This window comes from Sulfurospirillum diekertiae, from assembly GCF_002162315.1.
Taxonomy (GTDB): domain Bacteria; phylum Campylobacterota; class Campylobacteria; order Campylobacterales; family Sulfurospirillaceae; genus Sulfurospirillum.
In genome coordinates, this window is sequence record NZ_CP021416.1 from 1,014,404 (window position 1) to 1,030,062 (window position 15,659).

At 36.6% G+C, this 15,659-nt stretch carries 14 protein-coding genes and 1 pseudogene; 8 read left to right on the forward strand and 7 right to left on the reverse strand.

Annotated elements, in window-relative coordinates:
• Positions 1–253: 253 nt before the first annotated feature.
• Positions 254–889, reverse strand: a complete 636-nt coding sequence (locus Sdiek1_RS05160) for a recombinase family protein (protein WP_087438206.1) — start codon at positions 887–889, stop codon at positions 254–256.
• 300 nt (positions 890–1,189) lie between these two features.
• Here Sdiek1_RS05160 and Sdiek1_RS05165 point away from each other — a divergent pair, with 300 nt between their 5' ends.
• The 4 genes from Sdiek1_RS05165 to Sdiek1_RS05180 all read left to right on the forward strand — a co-directional run bounded on the left by Sdiek1_RS05165 (position 1,190) and on the right by Sdiek1_RS05180 (position 3,180).
• Positions 1,190–1,420 carry a type II toxin-antitoxin system HicA family toxin gene (locus tag Sdiek1_RS05165; protein WP_087438207.1) on the forward strand — a complete coding sequence of 77 codons (231 nt, stop codon included), beginning with the start codon at positions 1,190–1,192 and terminating at the stop codon, positions 1,418–1,420.
• Positions 1,417–1,776, forward strand: a complete 360-nt coding sequence (locus Sdiek1_RS05170) for a type II toxin-antitoxin system HicB family antitoxin (protein ID WP_087438208.1) — start codon at positions 1,417–1,419, stop codon at positions 1,774–1,776. Before Sdiek1_RS05165 ends, Sdiek1_RS05170 begins: the two co-directional genes overlap by 4 nt.
• 489 nt (positions 1,777–2,265) lie before the next feature.
• On the forward strand, positions 2,266–2,772 hold the full coding sequence (locus tag Sdiek1_RS05175) for a hypothetical protein (RefSeq protein ID WP_087438209.1): 507 nt from the start codon (positions 2,266–2,268) through the stop codon (positions 2,770–2,772).
• Positions 2,773–2,850: 78 nt separating this feature from the next.
• The gene (locus tag Sdiek1_RS05180; RefSeq protein WP_087438210.1) at positions 2,851–3,180 is read left to right on the forward strand and encodes a hypothetical protein; all 330 of its coding nucleotides are present in this window, start codon (positions 2,851–2,853) and stop codon (positions 3,178–3,180) included.
• A gap of 24 nt (positions 3,181–3,204) precedes the next feature.
• Here the strand turns inward: Sdiek1_RS05180 and istB are convergent.
• A pseudogene (gene istB, locus Sdiek1_RS05185) lies at positions 3,205–4,024 on the reverse strand (IS21-like element helper ATPase IstB).
• A complete protein-coding gene (istA, locus tag Sdiek1_RS05190; protein ID WP_087438211.1) occupies positions 4,015–5,103 on the reverse strand; it encodes an IS21 family transposase in 1,089 nt (362 codons plus the stop codon). Before istA ends, istB begins: the two are co-directional and overlap by 10 nt.
• Before the next feature lie 370 nt (positions 5,104–5,473).
• On the opposite strand from istA, the gene Sdiek1_RS05195 reads away from it, so the two are divergent.
• Positions 5,474–7,081, forward strand: coding sequence for a methyl-accepting chemotaxis protein (locus Sdiek1_RS05195; protein ID WP_161491994.1), 1,608 nt, complete (start codon positions 5,474–5,476; stop codon positions 7,079–7,081).
• A 122-nt stretch (positions 7,082–7,203) separates the two neighbouring features.
• The gene (locus Sdiek1_RS05200; protein WP_238099168.1) at positions 7,204–7,692 is read left to right on the forward strand and encodes a CreA family protein; all 489 of its coding nucleotides are present in this window, start codon (positions 7,204–7,206) and stop codon (positions 7,690–7,692) included.
• Between the two features lie 98 nt (positions 7,693–7,790).
• Here Sdiek1_RS05200 and Sdiek1_RS05205 read toward each other — a convergent pair whose 3' ends face one another.
• The 4 genes from Sdiek1_RS05205 to Sdiek1_RS05220 all read right to left on the reverse strand — a co-directional run bounded on the left by Sdiek1_RS05205 (position 7,791) and on the right by Sdiek1_RS05220 (position 12,567).
• The gene (locus tag Sdiek1_RS05205) at positions 7,791–8,402 is read right to left on the reverse strand and encodes a class I SAM-dependent methyltransferase (protein ID WP_087438214.1); all 612 of its coding nucleotides are present in this window, start codon (positions 8,400–8,402) and stop codon (positions 7,791–7,793) included.
• Between the two features lie 52 nt (positions 8,403–8,454).
• Positions 8,455–10,542 carry a TonB-dependent receptor plug domain-containing protein gene (locus tag Sdiek1_RS05210; RefSeq protein WP_087438215.1) on the reverse strand — a complete coding sequence of 696 codons (2,088 nt, stop codon included), beginning with the start codon at positions 10,540–10,542 and terminating at the stop codon, positions 8,455–8,457.
• A gap of 1 nt (position 10,543) precedes the next feature.
• Complete coding sequence (locus Sdiek1_RS05215) at positions 10,544–11,587, reverse strand: ABC transporter substrate-binding protein (protein WP_087438216.1); 1,044 nt, start codon at positions 11,585–11,587, stop codon at positions 10,544–10,546.
• 386 nt (positions 11,588–11,973) lie between these two features.
• A complete protein-coding gene (locus Sdiek1_RS05220; RefSeq protein WP_087438217.1) occupies positions 11,974–12,567 on the reverse strand; it encodes a Crp/Fnr family transcriptional regulator in 594 nt (197 codons plus the stop codon).
• A gap of 278 nt (positions 12,568–12,845) precedes the next feature.
• Here Sdiek1_RS05220 and fdhF point away from each other — a divergent pair, with 278 nt between their 5' ends.
• Both fdhF and Sdiek1_RS05235 read left to right on the forward strand, forming a co-directional pair.
• Positions 12,846–15,083 (forward strand): formate dehydrogenase subunit alpha, encoded by a 2,238-nt coding sequence (gene fdhF, locus Sdiek1_RS15555; RefSeq protein WP_369688487.1) that lies wholly within the window; start codon positions 12,846–12,848, stop codon positions 15,081–15,083.
• A gap of 3 nt (positions 15,084–15,086) precedes the next feature.
• Positions 15,087–15,659 carry a 4Fe-4S dicluster domain-containing protein gene (locus Sdiek1_RS05235; RefSeq protein ID WP_087438220.1) on the forward strand — a complete coding sequence of 191 codons (573 nt, stop codon included), beginning with the start codon at positions 15,087–15,089 and terminating at the stop codon, positions 15,657–15,659.

Below are 15,659 nucleotides of genomic sequence, written 5' to 3' on the forward strand. Positions count from 1 at the left end.
TAGTTCTTCACTTCCTTTGACACGGAGAATGGCAAAGTTGGAAAAATAGTATTTTATTAACGCTATTATACTGTTATAAAAACAGTAATATAATCACCAGTCATTTAGAAGTGACTACGAGATTTCTCTCACAAATAACTGATTGGTTCCAGACAAAGCACCACTCTAGCCATAAAATTCTCTTATAAGCTTAAAAAAAGAGCAGATATCTTTAAAAATATATGATTCTTTACTTTGTTTGATAACATGTCCTTTAACTTAATTTGCTCAAAACTTTGTCATTTTCCATAAAATATCTCAGTGATGTCATTGAAATAGGCTTTTCAAGTTGCGAATTGATAATCTTTAAAATACTAGTTTGGCTTAAATACATCTCCAAATATTTTTTAATCTCGTCTTTGTATGGATCCAAGATTCTTTCTTTATTCTTAGCTCCTTTCGGTCTTCCTAGTATTTTCCCTTGCGCTTTTGCTGCACTTAGTCCTTGTTTTGTACGTTCGCTTATAATTTCTCGCTCTGTTTGAGCAAAATACCCATAGATAGCTAAAAGTAATTTTGAAAGTGATTCATTTTGGTTAGTAGAGAGTTCTGGCTGATTAGTAAATATGAGTTTGATACCATGAGAATTGAATTTTTCTATGAGGTTTAAAATCTCCAACATATTCCGTCCAAGGCGAGACAGTTCTGTGCAAATTAAAATATCTCCCTCTTGCATCTTGATAAATAAATCATCGAGCAATCTTGCTTTTTGTGATTTTTTGGAAGAGATTTCAATTTCGATAAATTCATCTACAATAATTTTCTTTTGTTGGGCAAATTCTAAAATTTTATGTTTTTGATTAAGAACTGATTGTGACTCTGTACTCACCCTAATATAGCCTAAAACCATCAAAAATCCTTTTTTACTATGAAATAGTATTTAAACAATTATTTTATAAAGTATAATACTATTATATCCAAGTATTAATATAAAATATATAGATATAATATAATGGTCATTAAATTAGTAAAAATACTGCATTGAAATTCAATTTGTATTTGATTTATCTAAAATACTCCAATCAGGAGTTGGATAAAGCGTTGGAAAATGCAAACGCAAGGCTTTAAAGTATGTGAAATTTTTCATAAAAGATTTTTTTAATTTCTTTTAAATAAATGTTGTGTAAGATTGTGTATTGAAAGGGCGTGGATGAGTAAAAAAGATAAGCTTTTGCAAGCGATGAAAAACAACCCAAAAGATATCCCATTTGAGGATATTAAGAAGCTTTTAGAAGGTTATGGCTACACCTGTCAGAATAGTGGTGGTAGTCATTATGTGTTTCGTAAAGAGTTTTGTGAACATATTGTGATCCCTTATCATAAGCCTATAAAAGCTATTTACGTCAAACATGTTTTAGAGATATTAGGAGAACTAAAATGAAAAAGAACCTTGATTATTATATGAACTTAGATTATGAGATTATTGTTAAAAAAGTTAAACCAGAAGACGGTGCTGGCTGGTTTGCTTACTATAAAGACTTTAAAGGCGTTATGGGTGATGGTGAAAGTGCTGATGAGGCATTACAATCTGCCCAAGAAGCATTTAAAGCTTTTGTAACGGTTATGCTTGAGAGTAAAGAAAGTATCGCTGAACCTAATGAAGCGGACAAAAGCCTTCGTATTAACATCTCTATGCCAGAACGATTGGTAAAAAAGATTGATGATTTTATTGCGCCTTTGCATCTTACACGCTCAGCTTTTTTACAAAAAGTTGCCATGAAGGAGATAGGGGCATAAAAATATATTTTGTGTGACTCCCCTTAAATTATAATATTTACTACACTTCCGGTTGTAGTGACCAAGTATTTCGTTGAATATAATCTGCATGGTTAAAGCATTGCATCGTGCTTTGATAGTGAGTTTCCCACATATCGACCTTAAATGAAGGTAGGCGCTTCATGCAGCTCATGTGCATAAAAAGTGGGTGCATACTCTACGCATTACAACCCATAGCTAAGCAGCTATATAACAAGAATCTTTATATTAGAAGATGGTGAAAGTATAGCACTAAACAAAGATGCTCTTGCATTTTTACCCGTTTTGGTATGAAGAGAAAAGAGCAGTTTTAAGTGCCGAAAAGTACCATGCTATCGAACTTCTTAAAAACAGTGCGCATTGAATTAAAAAATGAAATTCAACGGTTAAATTCAACAATTTTTCAACGTTTTTCATTTTGGTTTCAATAAAAAACGAATAGTAGTATCTCAATTTTAAAAGGATACTGCTATGAAACACGTTTCTTCCAAACAATTGTTGCATCTGCTTGCCAGAATGCCAGAGCCTCTCCAGCAGGAAGCGCTAGAAAAAACATTTGAACGTTTTTACACCCTGAAAAGTAGAAACACTGAAGGTCTTAATCGTTCAATGCTTTACCATCAAGCATTGCTGTTTGTTCTTGAAAACTATTATGATACGTTAACGATTGGTTCACTTAAAAAGAACTCTAAAGAACTTGATAGCCTGAATGAAAAAACCAAACTGCAACTTAAAATGTTTGATACTTCCAAAAAAAGAATTCCCAAAAAACGCTCCAAACTGCTTAATCAGTATGCTCCTCTTATTTATCAGTTAAAAGAGGAAAAGGGACAAAGTTATTCTCAGATCTGTCTCCATCTCGCAAAATCAAAAAAATTAAAAGTTGACAGAACGTACATCTGCAAAATCTATCCAAAAATAAAACAAAAGGTTGAAGATCTTAAGGCAATTTCTTTACAAGAAAACAGTATTTTTTAAAAGTCCATCATTGAAAAACGAATAGTAGCTGTAAGACATTTTGTTTTACAGCCATTTTTATCATCACAAGGAGTTTATATGCAGTTAGTTGTTATTCCTCTTATACAGAAGCTCTATCTGGTTGCCGATAGGATTGAAGTTCCAGAGAATAGAGTAGTCCCCATATCTATTAGTGATTCGGGCAAAATTTTAAAGGCTAAATTGTTTGAGAAATCTCATGATTATTTTTTTATTCATTCAATTTTTTGGGAAGAGACACGAATTGTAAAGGGAATCTTTATTTACCATTTTAATGAAATCTTGAATGGATTTGTCACTAATAAACTACGTCTTGGACAAGAGCATCTCATTTGGAATACAGAATATGGAGATGGTGTCAAGCGAAGCGCAGAACTGGTCAGTTTTTAGTGTAAAAAAGTTGCGAATTGAAACTTAAACCACCTCTTGATTTTGACCTTCTATGTTTGAAGATTTAGCTTCAAACTTATAGATTTCTGAGTGTAAAACTCCTGTTTGTTTCTTCTCTTTAAGTCGGTAGCTATCTCCTTGAATATTGATGATATGTGAGTGATGTAACACTCGATCTAATATAGCGGTTGTAACGATTTTATCTCCTGCAAAGACTTGAACCCATTTACTAAATACAAGATTTGAAGTAAAAATGGTAGAGCTTTTTTCATAGCGTTTAGAAATAATTTGAAAAAAGTGATTGGCTTCTTCTTTGCTCATATTGAAATATCCAATCTCATCAATGACAAGTACCGATGGAGAGGCGATAGATTTCAAGAAGCTATCATATTTTTTCTCTTTTTTGGCTCTATTTGCATTACTTAAAAGCTCACTTATGGTGGTAAATCTTACTTTATAGCGATGTTGCACCGCTTTGAGTGCTAGCGCAATAGCAAGATGTGTTTTACCCACACCACTTTCACCTAAGAGGATGATGTTCTCATACTTTTTAACAAATATTAGGCTTGAGAGTTCTTCAATCTGTTTACGGTTCACGCCAACGGAGAAAGTGTAATCAAACTGCTCTAATGTCTTAATAACTGGGAATCCTGCGAGTTTGGTCAACATATTTTTAGACCTTCCTAGTCTATTATCTACTTCCACTCGTAATACCTCCTCCAAGAACTGTGTATATTGCCAATTCTCTTTAGCTGCCATACTGGCAATATCATGATATTTTTTCGCCTATGATAGAGAGCTTGAGTTCTTTACATAACTCATCGATAGAGGTATCTAACTCCATAATGCACCACCATAAAATCCAACAGGAAGGATGATGTTTGCAACCATGGGTATAAACTCATCGTAACATTGAATGTCTCTATTGGGGATATATAATTTTTCCAAGTCTTTGTGAGAATTGATTGGGGAATATTTTTTAGCTACACTTTCAATCAAAGCTTTAGGGTGGATTCCTTGATAGGCTTTAGGCACAGGAAGTAGCTGTAACTGCTCCTGTGCTAACAACTCAAATGGCATCTGTAATGTCGTTTGGTGGATGCGTTTATTGGCGGTATTGTCCAACCATTTTAGAACTTCCGCATTTGCATTATCAAGCGTTAATGTGTAATGTTTCATAGAGAGTCGCACCCGTAATCCATTGTGAAAGTTATACCGCAGATAATGGTTAAATCTCTCAACTTTTCCTTTGGTCTTAGCACGATAGGGTTTGCATACTTTGATACTGAATCCACAATGTTTAGCAAAGTCAGCAAACAAGGGATTGAATCTATGATCACCTTTGCTATAGTCATTGCGCGACAATATAACCGTTTTCATATTGTCATAGAGACAGTTCCTAGAAACACCGCCAAAGTAGGCAAAAGCGTTCATATGGCACCCTATTAAGGTCTCAATCTTCTCATTATTAACGTATTCCACATAAGATGCCCTAGAGTAACCCATCGTCGCCACAAAGGCGGATAAATTATCCTTGGGAAACTCTACCCAGTCGACCTGCATTTGCTGGGCTGGTTTGGTTTCAAAGCGTATAATAGGCTCATCTAATTTGGCTCGAGCTCTAAGCTCATATCTTAGTATGACTTGTTGAAGCCACCTCAGACTTCCATCGTATCCTAGCTTCTTAATCTCTTCGTAAATAACAGTTAATGGTATTTCACTTTTCTGCTGCTCTGCCGTCTCTAACATCTTGGCAATATGTGGCAAATAAGGATCAACACTGTTAATCACAGGAGGTCTATTGATATGGGGAATATAATCATCTGGAAGATTGGCATAGCGCCTTACAGTTTCTCTTGAAATACCTAACTTTCTAGCAATGGCACTTTTACTAAAACCTTCAGCTAAAAACTTCTTTATCATTTTAATTTCACCTTTTTTTTAACACTCAACTCCTTTCCAAAAATTTGAAAATGGAGTTTAACCAATTTAACTTGGTTCTTTAAGGTTTTAAATAAAAATGCAACTCTCAAATTACATTTTCTACTGACCAGTTTAGCAGTTCGTTTGACACCCTCAAAGGATTATCGACAGATATCATGTATCAAGATTGGGGAAAAGATGCCAATGGACATGACTTCTGGTTTAAAGCAAATTACAAATTCTAAGTCATTGCGTTTTGAATATCTTCATGAGACAGTGGTTATCAACTGCTGTCTCTTATTTGCTTAATCAAGCAATTTCAATGCTGAAATTATAAGTTTAGTAGTTTATTTGATGAATGGAGTATCGTATGTTACAAACGATTCGTGGAAAATTAGTATTTTTGTTAGTTATTTTTCTATTAGGCTTAAGTGGGCTCACATTTTTACTTATTTCCAATACACACAATGCAGAACACGTTGCAAAGAAAATTGAAATGATTGGTAATTTAAGGATGGCCAATGCGATGTTGCCAGTATTTGTTTTAAGCTATCAGATAAGTTACGATAAAGAGAATTTAAATTTTTATAATGGTGCTTTAAAGGAATTTCGAGACTATATCAATCAATTGAAAGTTCAAATGCATGAAGAGCAGAAAATACTTTCAGTTTTAGATAAAGCGATTGAAGAGTTAACACTTTATAATAACCTAACGCAAGAAAGATTTAAAATAATCGACCAATATCAGCATACATTACATACAAAAGAATTTGTCAATACTCATGAAGAAAAACAATTTAAGGATATCGTTTTACAAATAAGAGATCATCATCGAGCAATGAAGGTTATTATTGAAGATATTAACAAGTCAATACAAGAAGATGGATTTAAGATACTCGAAAATGCCAAAATAATAGGGCTATGTATAGCTATTCTTATTGCCTTTATCGTAACACTTCTTTTTTGGATTACCATCCGTAAAATTCGTTCTTCTATTCGTATGGCCGTGAAGGGGTGTGATTATATTTCCACACATAAAGATCTTTGCTACACCATAGAAACTGGTAGTCATGACGAAATATCACAAATGATGAAAACCGTCAATCAACTTCTATTGGCGCTTTCAAAAGCATTAGATAATGCTAAAAATACAGCACATGAAAATGCCGCTGTGGCAGAAGAATTGGCCAGTACCTCTATGCAAATAGGTATTTGTACAGAAAATGCTGCGAAAGAAGTAAACGAAACAACCAATGAAACAGAGGCAGTTGTCTCTATTTTAGAATCAAGCGAGAAAAGTTCGACACAATCAGGGAGTGTTATTGCCAATGTTACTGCCGAATTGCATCATGCGGCGGAGGAAGTTCTGTCTGTTTCAAGTAATCTTCAAGGCGTTGTTGTGAGCCAAACAGATCTTTCTTCACGATTGGAACATCTCGATCAAGAAGTTGGGCAAGTTCAACAAATTCTTTCTGTGATTGCAGATATAGCAGAACAAACGAATCTTTTAGCCCTTAATGCTGCCATTGAAGCCGCTCGTGCGGGTGAACATGGTCGCGGTTTCGCTGTTGTCGCAGATGAAGTTAGAAAACTTGCAGAACGTACGCAAAAGAGTTTAGTCGAAAGTAATGCTACCGTAACAATCATAGTCCAATCCGTTTATACGGCTACAGAGATGATGAGGGTTAGTTCGCAAGAAATAAAAAGTCTTGGGGAACGAGCAGAAACAACGCAAAAATTAATGCGCAGTACCGTTATTAATATCAATACGGCTAAAGAGATCGCTTTGGATAATGCACAAGAAGCTAAGCTAGGTCGAGAAAAAACGATGAATGTTATAGAGCGTATCCGAAATATCAGTCATATCTCAAATACCAATGCGAGAAATGTGGAAGAAATTGCTTCTGCTGCAGAACATCTTGCTAAATTGTCTGAAGAATTAAATGTTTCACTATCAGCGTTTAATACTGCTCTTTAAAATGAATAATATGTATTCAATAACTAAAATGACGTTTTGTCGAGCATAAAAAATGATCTATTAAACAACAAAAGCTATAATCAAGCTATGGAAAATTGTTATCTCAAAGGAGTAGATTATGCTTGATAGTACGAAAAAAGTTGTATCGCTTAGCAATCGCTTTAGGATGTTTAGTTTCAGTGGCGGCATTCGCAGAAGAGATTGGATCGGTTGATACAGCTTTTGTTTTTTTAGGGGCAAATCATAAGATTGTGATTGAAGCATTTGATGACCCTAAGGTGCCTGGTGTTTCCTGTCATCTTTCTCGTGCAAAGACGGGAGGAGTAAAAGGTACTTTTGGTATCGCTGAAGATACTTCTGATGCTTCTATTGCATGCCGACAAACAGGCATTATTACATTACCGCAAGAGATTCAATCCAAAAAGAGTGATGGAGAACGTGTTTTTAGAGAATCTACATCGCTGTTATTTAAACATATGCAGGTGGTTCGATTTTATGATGTAAAACGCAATACGCTGATTTATTTAACGTATTCTGATAAACTCATTGATGGTTCACCCAAGAATTCTATCTCAACCGTACAGATTACAAATTCTATTTTTGAAAAATAGATGAAGTTATAGATGATGGTTAACATAACGTACGAGCATGTATTTTTAGAGACATGCTCGCTTTTTTATTTCACTTAACAGCTCTTTCAAACATGAGGTTATTTGTGCATCTGTATCCAAATGCCATCATCGGCGCGATGAATCACATAATCCACAATTCCCACACTTTTTAAAAGGGCATCATAGTCACGCTTCATGCCATCTCCATGCATTTTATTCATCGCTTCTCGATCGATTTCTTGACCTCTTTGGCGCATATTTTCTTCAATCTGCTCTTTGATTTCAGGCGTGCCTTTGCCTCCGCCCACAAACGTGGTCCCACCTTTTTTAAGTACGCGGTAAATCTCTTTGAAAGCTAATGCAGGCTCTTCCCAAAAAGGAAGCGAACCTCTGGATATCATTAAATCCATTGTCTCATTTTCCAGAGGAATGGCATGCACATCCCCCAAAAGAATAGCGCCTCGCTCTTCTAAGTCATCTTCAATGAGGTGTAAAGCAGCTTTATCCAGTGCCTCTTGGGAGAGATCAAAAAACGTTACATGTAAACGGGTTATTTTTGCAAGTTCAAGCCCCAAATACCCTCCACACGAGCCAATATCCAGACACTTTCCCTCCGTGACATTTGTATATGTTTTTATCTTGTTGGCATAGTATTCATACAAAGGGCGTTTTACTGTTCGTGACTGTTCATCGTAGTGTTCAACATCCATCGTTAATCCTTACATGTAAAAAAGCGCTCAGTTTTTTGAGCGCTTACAATAGTTAATATTTGAGTGTTAGATCAAGACCAAAAACACGACCACGATCATAGTAATACCCCGTTGTATAACGTGTTGCATAATGCTCATCGGTGAGGTTTCTGACATATAGCGTAACCGTTGTTGTGGTATTGCCTGCTTTAAAGTCCCGCATAATATTGGTATCAACGCGCGTAAAATCACCTAGATCAACATTATACGCTGTTCCCATTGCCGAGGTTGAGGTATGCCAGCCACTCTCTTTTTGGATGGAAAGGTTGGCTCGGTATTTGTCCCACTCTTGCGTAATCAACAAAGTGTACAAATCCTCTGGGTTGCTGTTCCCCACATTATCGGTTGTAACGCCACTACTGGCGATAGCGTCATACTGCAAAAGATGTGTCCAGCTTGCTTTGTAGCTTGTACCTGTTGAAAACTGTCCTTTGAGAAGAAGCTCAAGGCCATTTCGTTTTGTATCAGATTCGGTATAGTAATAGTAGGTTTGACCATTTAGCACGTACGTATTGGTTGCGGAAGTATCTTGCGCTTTTTCATTGTCTGTTTTGACGCTAAACCACGTTACCATCGGGTTAAAGGCTTTATCGTAATTGGCTTCCAGACTGGTCTCGAAACGTTCTTGTGTTTCAGCATGAAGAGTACCTGTTTTGGATTTAACATCAAAATCGCCCATCGTTCCTTCATCACCGTGATAATATCGTGTACTGATGTTATAAATTGGGGTCATTTGCCATTTTGCACCTAAGGCATAAATCTTTGCAGGCGCCATATCGGTATCGTTATTGGTACTATTTTTAGTCGCACTGGTACTTGAGTAGTCGATATGTTTTTGATCTTGTCGATAACCGCCATCAAGAATGACTTGCCCATCAAACAATTTTTGTTCAACCGTTCCTGCCCAACCTAAAACATTGACATCAAAGCGGTTATAACTAGCACTATTGTTGGCACCATATCCTGAACTATCGGTAGATTGCACTCCCAACATAACGGTTGTGTCACCATAACGCATATTGTGGCGCAAACTAAAACCGTCTGTTTTTTCCCAATAAGGTTTTGGATTTCCTATAGTTGTTGCGGGTGTTGTTCCCCCAAAGGATTCATTACTGTACTCGGTATGCTCGTAGCGTGTACCAAACATCGAAGCCAGTGTTGCGTGATTTTCACTCCATTGTAGGGTTGCATCACCACTGATAATCTGTGTCGTGATAGGATCATAATACCATTTTGAATTATCTAAAGTGCCTAAAACTGTGACACCTCTTTGCATATCAAACGTTCCCGTATCTTTATAGGCTAAGAGTTTTGCGCTCAAATTTTTATAGGTAAATCCTGTATTGGCCATTTTAACATCGGCGGTCTGTTTATCAAACCATGTATCATTGGTTCGTTGATTAAGTCCTGACCACATACCTCCGACAAAGGCGCTTGAATCATCGTTTGCAACACGCGACCCTACATAAAGATTTTCTTTATTGGTTCCAGGAATACCTTCTGTTTTTTCAAGTGTACCTGACAAAATCGCTTCCGTTTTTTCGGGTTGTTTCGTTTTGATAATGATATAACCCACATTCAATCCTGAACCCGATGTGGATGAGCCGATGTTAATCGATGGTCCTAAGGTCAAGGATGAAGAACCTCTCACTATTTGAATCTCTTCAATCGCATTGAGTGGAAGCTTTTGGAGAATTTTGTTGGCGGTAGACGGTAAAATAGCACCATCAATAATGTAGGTGAGCGATCCGCCACCCCTGACATTGACAAAATAGGGACTTTTCCGACCTTGATACGTGACATCAACACCCGTAGCATGACCAAGAAGATCGAACATATCTTTAGGCGCAAGGTCTTTAATATCTTCTTGTGTAAAGATTTCAACGCCCGCTTGAGAGCTGCTTTCTACTTTGTGAGGATTGAGTATGCTGGTAGGATTCAAATCCTCACGTACAACATGCGATGATCCATTGTTGTTATTGCCCGTAGCGCTAATGGGATCAAGTTCATAAACGGTATCAGCTCCAATGAGCGATAATGGAAAGACGAGAGATGCTGTGACGAGGCTGAGAGTGCCAAGCCATTTCTGGGACGAAGACATATTACTCCTTTGTAATGAAAGATTGTGGTGCTAAGATTACATGTAAAGCTTTTTCATCCAATGTTACACCCATAAAAAGAGCGTAAAAATTTTTAGTTTCTTCACGGATGTCGATGGGATACTCAGCGGGATACAAAAGATTTGCTAACCATTGAAGCCCTAAAAAGCGCATAAAAGAGGGTGGTCTGTCAAACCAGTTAAACGGTATTGTAGGAATAAGATAGATGCGATTTTCTTGAACCGCTTTGATGTTTTTCCACATGGGGTGTGATTTAACAGTATTTAAAAAATTCTCTTCTTGGGTAATGATCACATCAGGGTTGTAAAGAATCACTTGCTCCATCGTAAGTTTTTCAAACCCTTTGTGATTGGATGTATGACAGCGATGGACATTGACATCGCCTAATAGTTTTAAAATCTCAACGTGAATGGAGTCATCGCATTCGGTACTGAGTCCATCAGTGCCTTCTGCGTAATAGACTTTGGGACGCTTCTCTTGGGGGATATCACTGACAACCTTTTTGACATCCTCTAAAATACTTTGAGTACGTTTTGAAAGCATATCTCCGCGTTTTTCTTGATGTAAAAGACGTCCTAAAAATTGAAAAACTTTGGGATAATCTTCCATGGATTCAGCCACCGCATAAACATAGGGTATATTAAACTGCTCTAGTTTTTGGTTGATATTACCGATGGGGCTCAGTGACGAAGTAGACCACATAAGCAGTAGATCGGGCTTTTGCACAAAGAGTGTTTCGATGTTGGAGGTTTGCGCCCCTCCACTCATAGAACCTACAACGGGTAAGTCTCTGCTACTGGGGGCAAGAAAAGGCTTGTTCTTCTCTTGTACCGCAATGACCCATCCCGCCATAATCGAAGGATCCATCGCATATAAAATATAACTCCCATAAGGAGAGGTGGCGTAGATTTTATGGATGGATTCAGGCAGTGTGACTTCTCTTCCCGCCATATCGGTGATTGTAGTGGCATGTAGAGACATTGAAAAAATAGCTCCTAAAATAAGTTTACATGTAAGATGTTTCATGGCGTCTCCCTTCAAACGTTATATTATAATATATATAACGATAACTGTGCAAATTTTATTCCTTCATTGACTCATAAATATCTTGTTAGTCGTTATAAAAAGTGAAAGGAAATCCATTTTTTGGAAGATAAAACTAAAAAAAAAGAGATATAGCTCAATTTCATATCATATGGTTAGTTGTTATTTGTGAAGCAAAGAAATAGGGATGTATTTTTAAAAATTTATTATTAAATACGTCGATAATAAAAGAATTTGATATGCATAAAACTGTCAGCTTACCTAATCCAATATGGAAGTATTTGATAAACAATTTAGTTTTATATTGTTACGATGATACGGTTGTCCATTCTTTTAGTTTTGGTAGATTTTTGATAATGTAGCAGGTACTATTTTTCTTTTCTAATATATTTTTTTTTCAGAAATTCATTAAAAATCGTTGATGTGGTTTGTCTTTTGGATCCAATAAATGCAGATAATTCTTTAACAGAGAGTTTTAGTGTAATGCTTGAGTTATTTTCAATATTATTACCATTTTGAGCCGCTGCAACCTCCAGTAAAAAAGAGGCTAATTTATTTTTACAACTTTTAAAAACAAGGTTTTTAATAATACGTCTTTCCATCACGGCACGTTGTTTCAAAGAAGCAATAACAGCTGTTGAGAATTTTTCATTTCTAAAAAAATGAGAGAATTTTTCTGCGTCAATAAGATAGACTTCACTCTCCTCTAAAAATTCGATGACACATGACTCTTCAGGGATAATGATATTGTCTTTAATTAGATAATATAAGATAAATTCTTCGTCATTTTCATAAATAATAGCTTTAGCTTTTCCACTTTTAAATACATAAAGTACCAGCGATTTATTGTCATAAGCAAGATTTCCCTTATGAAATTTCTTAATCGGAATAGATTTAAATTCATCATTTGAAAGAATAGATGAAAGATTAATTGAATCTATTCTTATTCTACTAGACTCCATTTTTAACCTTTTTGATAAGAATTAGCGTAGCATATCCTATGATTTCTGAAAGACATATAAATAAGTATGCTTCATAGCATTGTATATAAAATCCATAAAATAGGCATTTAGATAATTCTATAAAAAGTGTCATATAGCTGACAGTATTTATTTTCGAGTTGTGCTACTATTTTTCCATAAAATTTAAAAGTAAATATATTTTTTAATATTAAATTTATAATATGAAAATATAGGTATATCTTTGAATTTGAAAGTGAATATTTTAGGAAAGGATTGATATGAAAAAGTTTCAGACGACATGTCCATATTGTGGCACTGGCTGTAATATAGATTTATTAGTTGAAAATAATAAAATCGTCAAGGCAGAGCCCACAAAACATCATCATGTGAATGATGGTGAATTGTGCTTGAAAGGACTTTATGGTTGGGAATATGTTCATTCTCCAAGGAGACTTACCAAACCATTGATACGAAAAAAAGACGGTGTTTTTTCAAAACAGGGTGAATTGGTTGAGGTAAGCTTTGAAGAGGCATACGATTTTGTGGCTTCTCGCATGAAAGCTTCTGTTGAAGAATATGGCCCCAATAGCATCATGGGATTTTCTTCTGCTAGATGCACCAATGAAGACAATTATGCTTTTCAAAAACTCTTTAGAGTACAAGGAACCAATAATATAGATCACTGCGCTCGTCTTTGACATGGCCCTACAGTAGTCGGTTTGACTAAAACATTAGGTAATGGCACCATGACAAACGATCTTACAGAGTTTGCTACCGATACAGACGTTCTTTTTTTAATTGGAACCAATACAAGCGAATGCCACCCAATTATCGCCATGCAAATGTTGCGAGGATTAGAGCGTGGAGCTAAAATGATTGTCATCGATCCCAAAGAGACGGATATGGCCAAAAAAGCGGACATATTTCTTCAAATCCCTGTGGGTTATAACATTCCACTTCTCAATGCAATGATTCATCATATTATTGAAAATAATCTGTTTGATAAAGAATTTGTTGAAAACTATGCAGTTGGTTTTGATTATGTGAAATATGCAGTCAAAGATTTTACACCTGAACGTGTTGAACAAGAGACAGGTATCGCGGCAAGTCTTGTGATAGAGGCAGCTGAAATGTATGCTCGTGCAGGTGCAGCAGCTATTTGTTATACCATGGGTATGACACAATTTATTGATGGAACGTCCAATATATTCTCTCTCTCCAATCTTGCCATTCTCACAGGAAATCTAGGTAAAAAAGGTGCAGGTGTTAACCCCCTTCGTGGACAAAACAATGTACAAGGTGCCTGCGATATGGGTGCTCTTCCAAACTGGGTGCCTAATGGCATGGTGACCAGTGAAGCCGTACGTTTACATGTAAAAGAAATTTGGGGATACGACATCAGTCCCAATATTGGTTATAAACTTACCGAAGTACCGCACAAAATAGAAGAGGGTGACATTAAATTCCTTTATGTCTTTGGCGAAAATCCTGTCATGAGTGATCCTTGGACAGAGCATTTCGTTGAGGCGGTTGCGCATCTTGAAACAATGGTAGTCCAAGATATATTCCTCACTGAAACTGCACAAAAAGCAGATGTTGTCTTGCCTGCTGCTTCTTGGGGTGAAAAAGAGGGAACATTCATTAATACTTCTCGTCGCATTCAAATGGTGGCAAAAGCCATTGAACCTAGTGAGGGCATTGAGCCAGATTGGAAAGTCATTTGTCATATTGCACAAAGAATTGGTTTAGAAGGTTTTGATTTTTATAAACCAGAAGAGCTATGGGAAGAGGTTCAAGCACTGAACCCACACTTCTTTGGCGGTGCGACGTATCCTCGCCTTAAAAAAGAGAATGGTATTAGTTGGCCATGTCCGCATGAGACACATCCAGGGACACCTGTTTTGTATGAAGATAAAAAATCAATGTTACCAGATGGCAAATTTAGATTAACACCTGTTATCTATACTGATGATAAAACCAAACGGGTAGAACTTGAAAATGAACTTATTGCAAAACTCAATATTCCAAGTGACTATCCAGTCGGTTCTGGTGCTCTCAGTGAAAAAGTGAATGCGCTTTATCCGTGCCTCTTTACGACCGGACGTAAAGTATACCACTATCATACGGGTACGATGACGAGGGAATGTAAACCATTGGAAATGGGTGCTGATTTTATGGGTGCTGCGATAGAAGTGAGTTTAGATATTGCAGAGGCGAGAGATTTACAAGAAGATTGTTATGCCCTTGTTGAAAATAAACGTGGGAAAATTGCTGCGAAAGTGAAAATAAATCGAGACCTTCGTCATGGCACGATTTTTACGACATTTCATTATGCAGAAGCGGATGGAAATGAACTCGCAAATGCTGAAGATAAAGACCCCCTCTCTGGTATGAATCCTCTCAAAATGACGATAGCGGCAATTCGAAAAATTTCTGAAGAAGAGTATTTAATGGTTCGTAATCAGACAGATATGCACATGCACCCGTCCGAGCAGTATCGTACGGTAAGGAGATAAATCATGAATGAGTTAAGAGTCAATAAATTTGTTATTGCCAATCCTAAGGTATGTATAGGATGTGCTACATGTATGGCTGCATGTTATGAGTCGTCTTATAAGCGTGGAAAGTTGGCAGTTCCTCGCTTGATTGTAACACGAACCCTTAGTGGTACGATGCCAAACCAATGCCGACAATGTGATGATGCCCCTTGTGCAAATGTCTGTCCTGTTGGGGCATTACGTTTTGGGGAAAACAGCATCGAATTGCATGAAGAGATTTGTATCGGCTGTAAGATGTGTACACTTGCCTGTCCTTTTGGCGCTATTCGTGCGGGGGCTGAGATTATGCCTTCCATTAATTACACGATGGAGCCAAAATACAATTTAGGCTTAGAATCAGAAATAGGGGCAAAAAGCATCGCCATTAAGTGTGATTTGTGTAATGGCAGAGTGGAAGGTCCTTCGTGTGTTGAAGTTTGTCCAACAGGTGCATTAATGTTTATTGACGCTAGAAACTTTGAAAATAAAGTTATTAGTGAAAAAGCAAATGGTAGTGTTGAAGCATTCGTTCAGCATATGATTAAATATACTTAA

What these genes read in the sequence shown, in the direction of transcription:
- Sdiek1_RS05160 (WP_087438206.1), bottom strand. Translation starts at nt 889, where the DNA reads ATGGTTTTAGGCTATATTAGGGTGAGTACAGAGTCACAATCAGTTCTT.
- Sdiek1_RS05165 (WP_087438207.1), top strand. Translation starts at nt 1,190, where the DNA reads ATGAGTAAAAAAGATAAGCTTTTGCAAGCGATGAAAAACAACCCAAAA.
- Sdiek1_RS05170 (WP_087438208.1), top strand. Translation starts at nt 1,417, where the DNA reads ATGAAAAAGAACCTTGATTATTATATGAACTTAGATTATGAGATTATT.
- Sdiek1_RS05175 (WP_087438209.1), top strand. Translation starts at nt 2,266, where the DNA reads ATGAAACACGTTTCTTCCAAACAATTGTTGCATCTGCTTGCCAGAATG.
- Sdiek1_RS05180 (WP_087438210.1), top strand. Translation starts at nt 2,851, where the DNA reads ATGCAGTTAGTTGTTATTCCTCTTATACAGAAGCTCTATCTGGTTGCC.
- istA (WP_087438211.1), bottom strand. Translation starts at nt 5,103, where the DNA reads ATGATAAAGAAGTTTTTAGCTGAAGGTTTTAGTAAAAGTGCCATTGCT.
- Sdiek1_RS05195 (WP_161491994.1), top strand. Translation starts at nt 5,474, where the DNA reads ATGTTACAAACGATTCGTGGAAAATTAGTATTTTTGTTAGTTATTTTT.
- Sdiek1_RS05205 (WP_087438214.1), bottom strand. Translation starts at nt 8,402, where the DNA reads ATGGATGTTGAACACTACGATGAACAGTCACGAACAGTAAAACGCCCT.
- Sdiek1_RS05210 (WP_087438215.1), bottom strand. Translation starts at nt 10,542, where the DNA reads ATGTCTTCGTCCCAGAAATGGCTTGGCACTCTCAGCCTCGTCACAGCA.
- Sdiek1_RS05215 (WP_087438216.1), bottom strand. Translation starts at nt 11,587, where the DNA reads ATGAAACATCTTACATGTAAACTTATTTTAGGAGCTATTTTTTCAATG.
- Sdiek1_RS05220 (WP_087438217.1), bottom strand. Translation starts at nt 12,567, where the DNA reads ATGGAGTCTAGTAGAATAAGAATAGATTCAATTAATCTTTCATCTATT.
- Sdiek1_RS05235 (WP_087438220.1), top strand. Translation starts at nt 15,087, where the DNA reads ATGAATGAGTTAAGAGTCAATAAATTTGTTATTGCCAATCCTAAGGTA.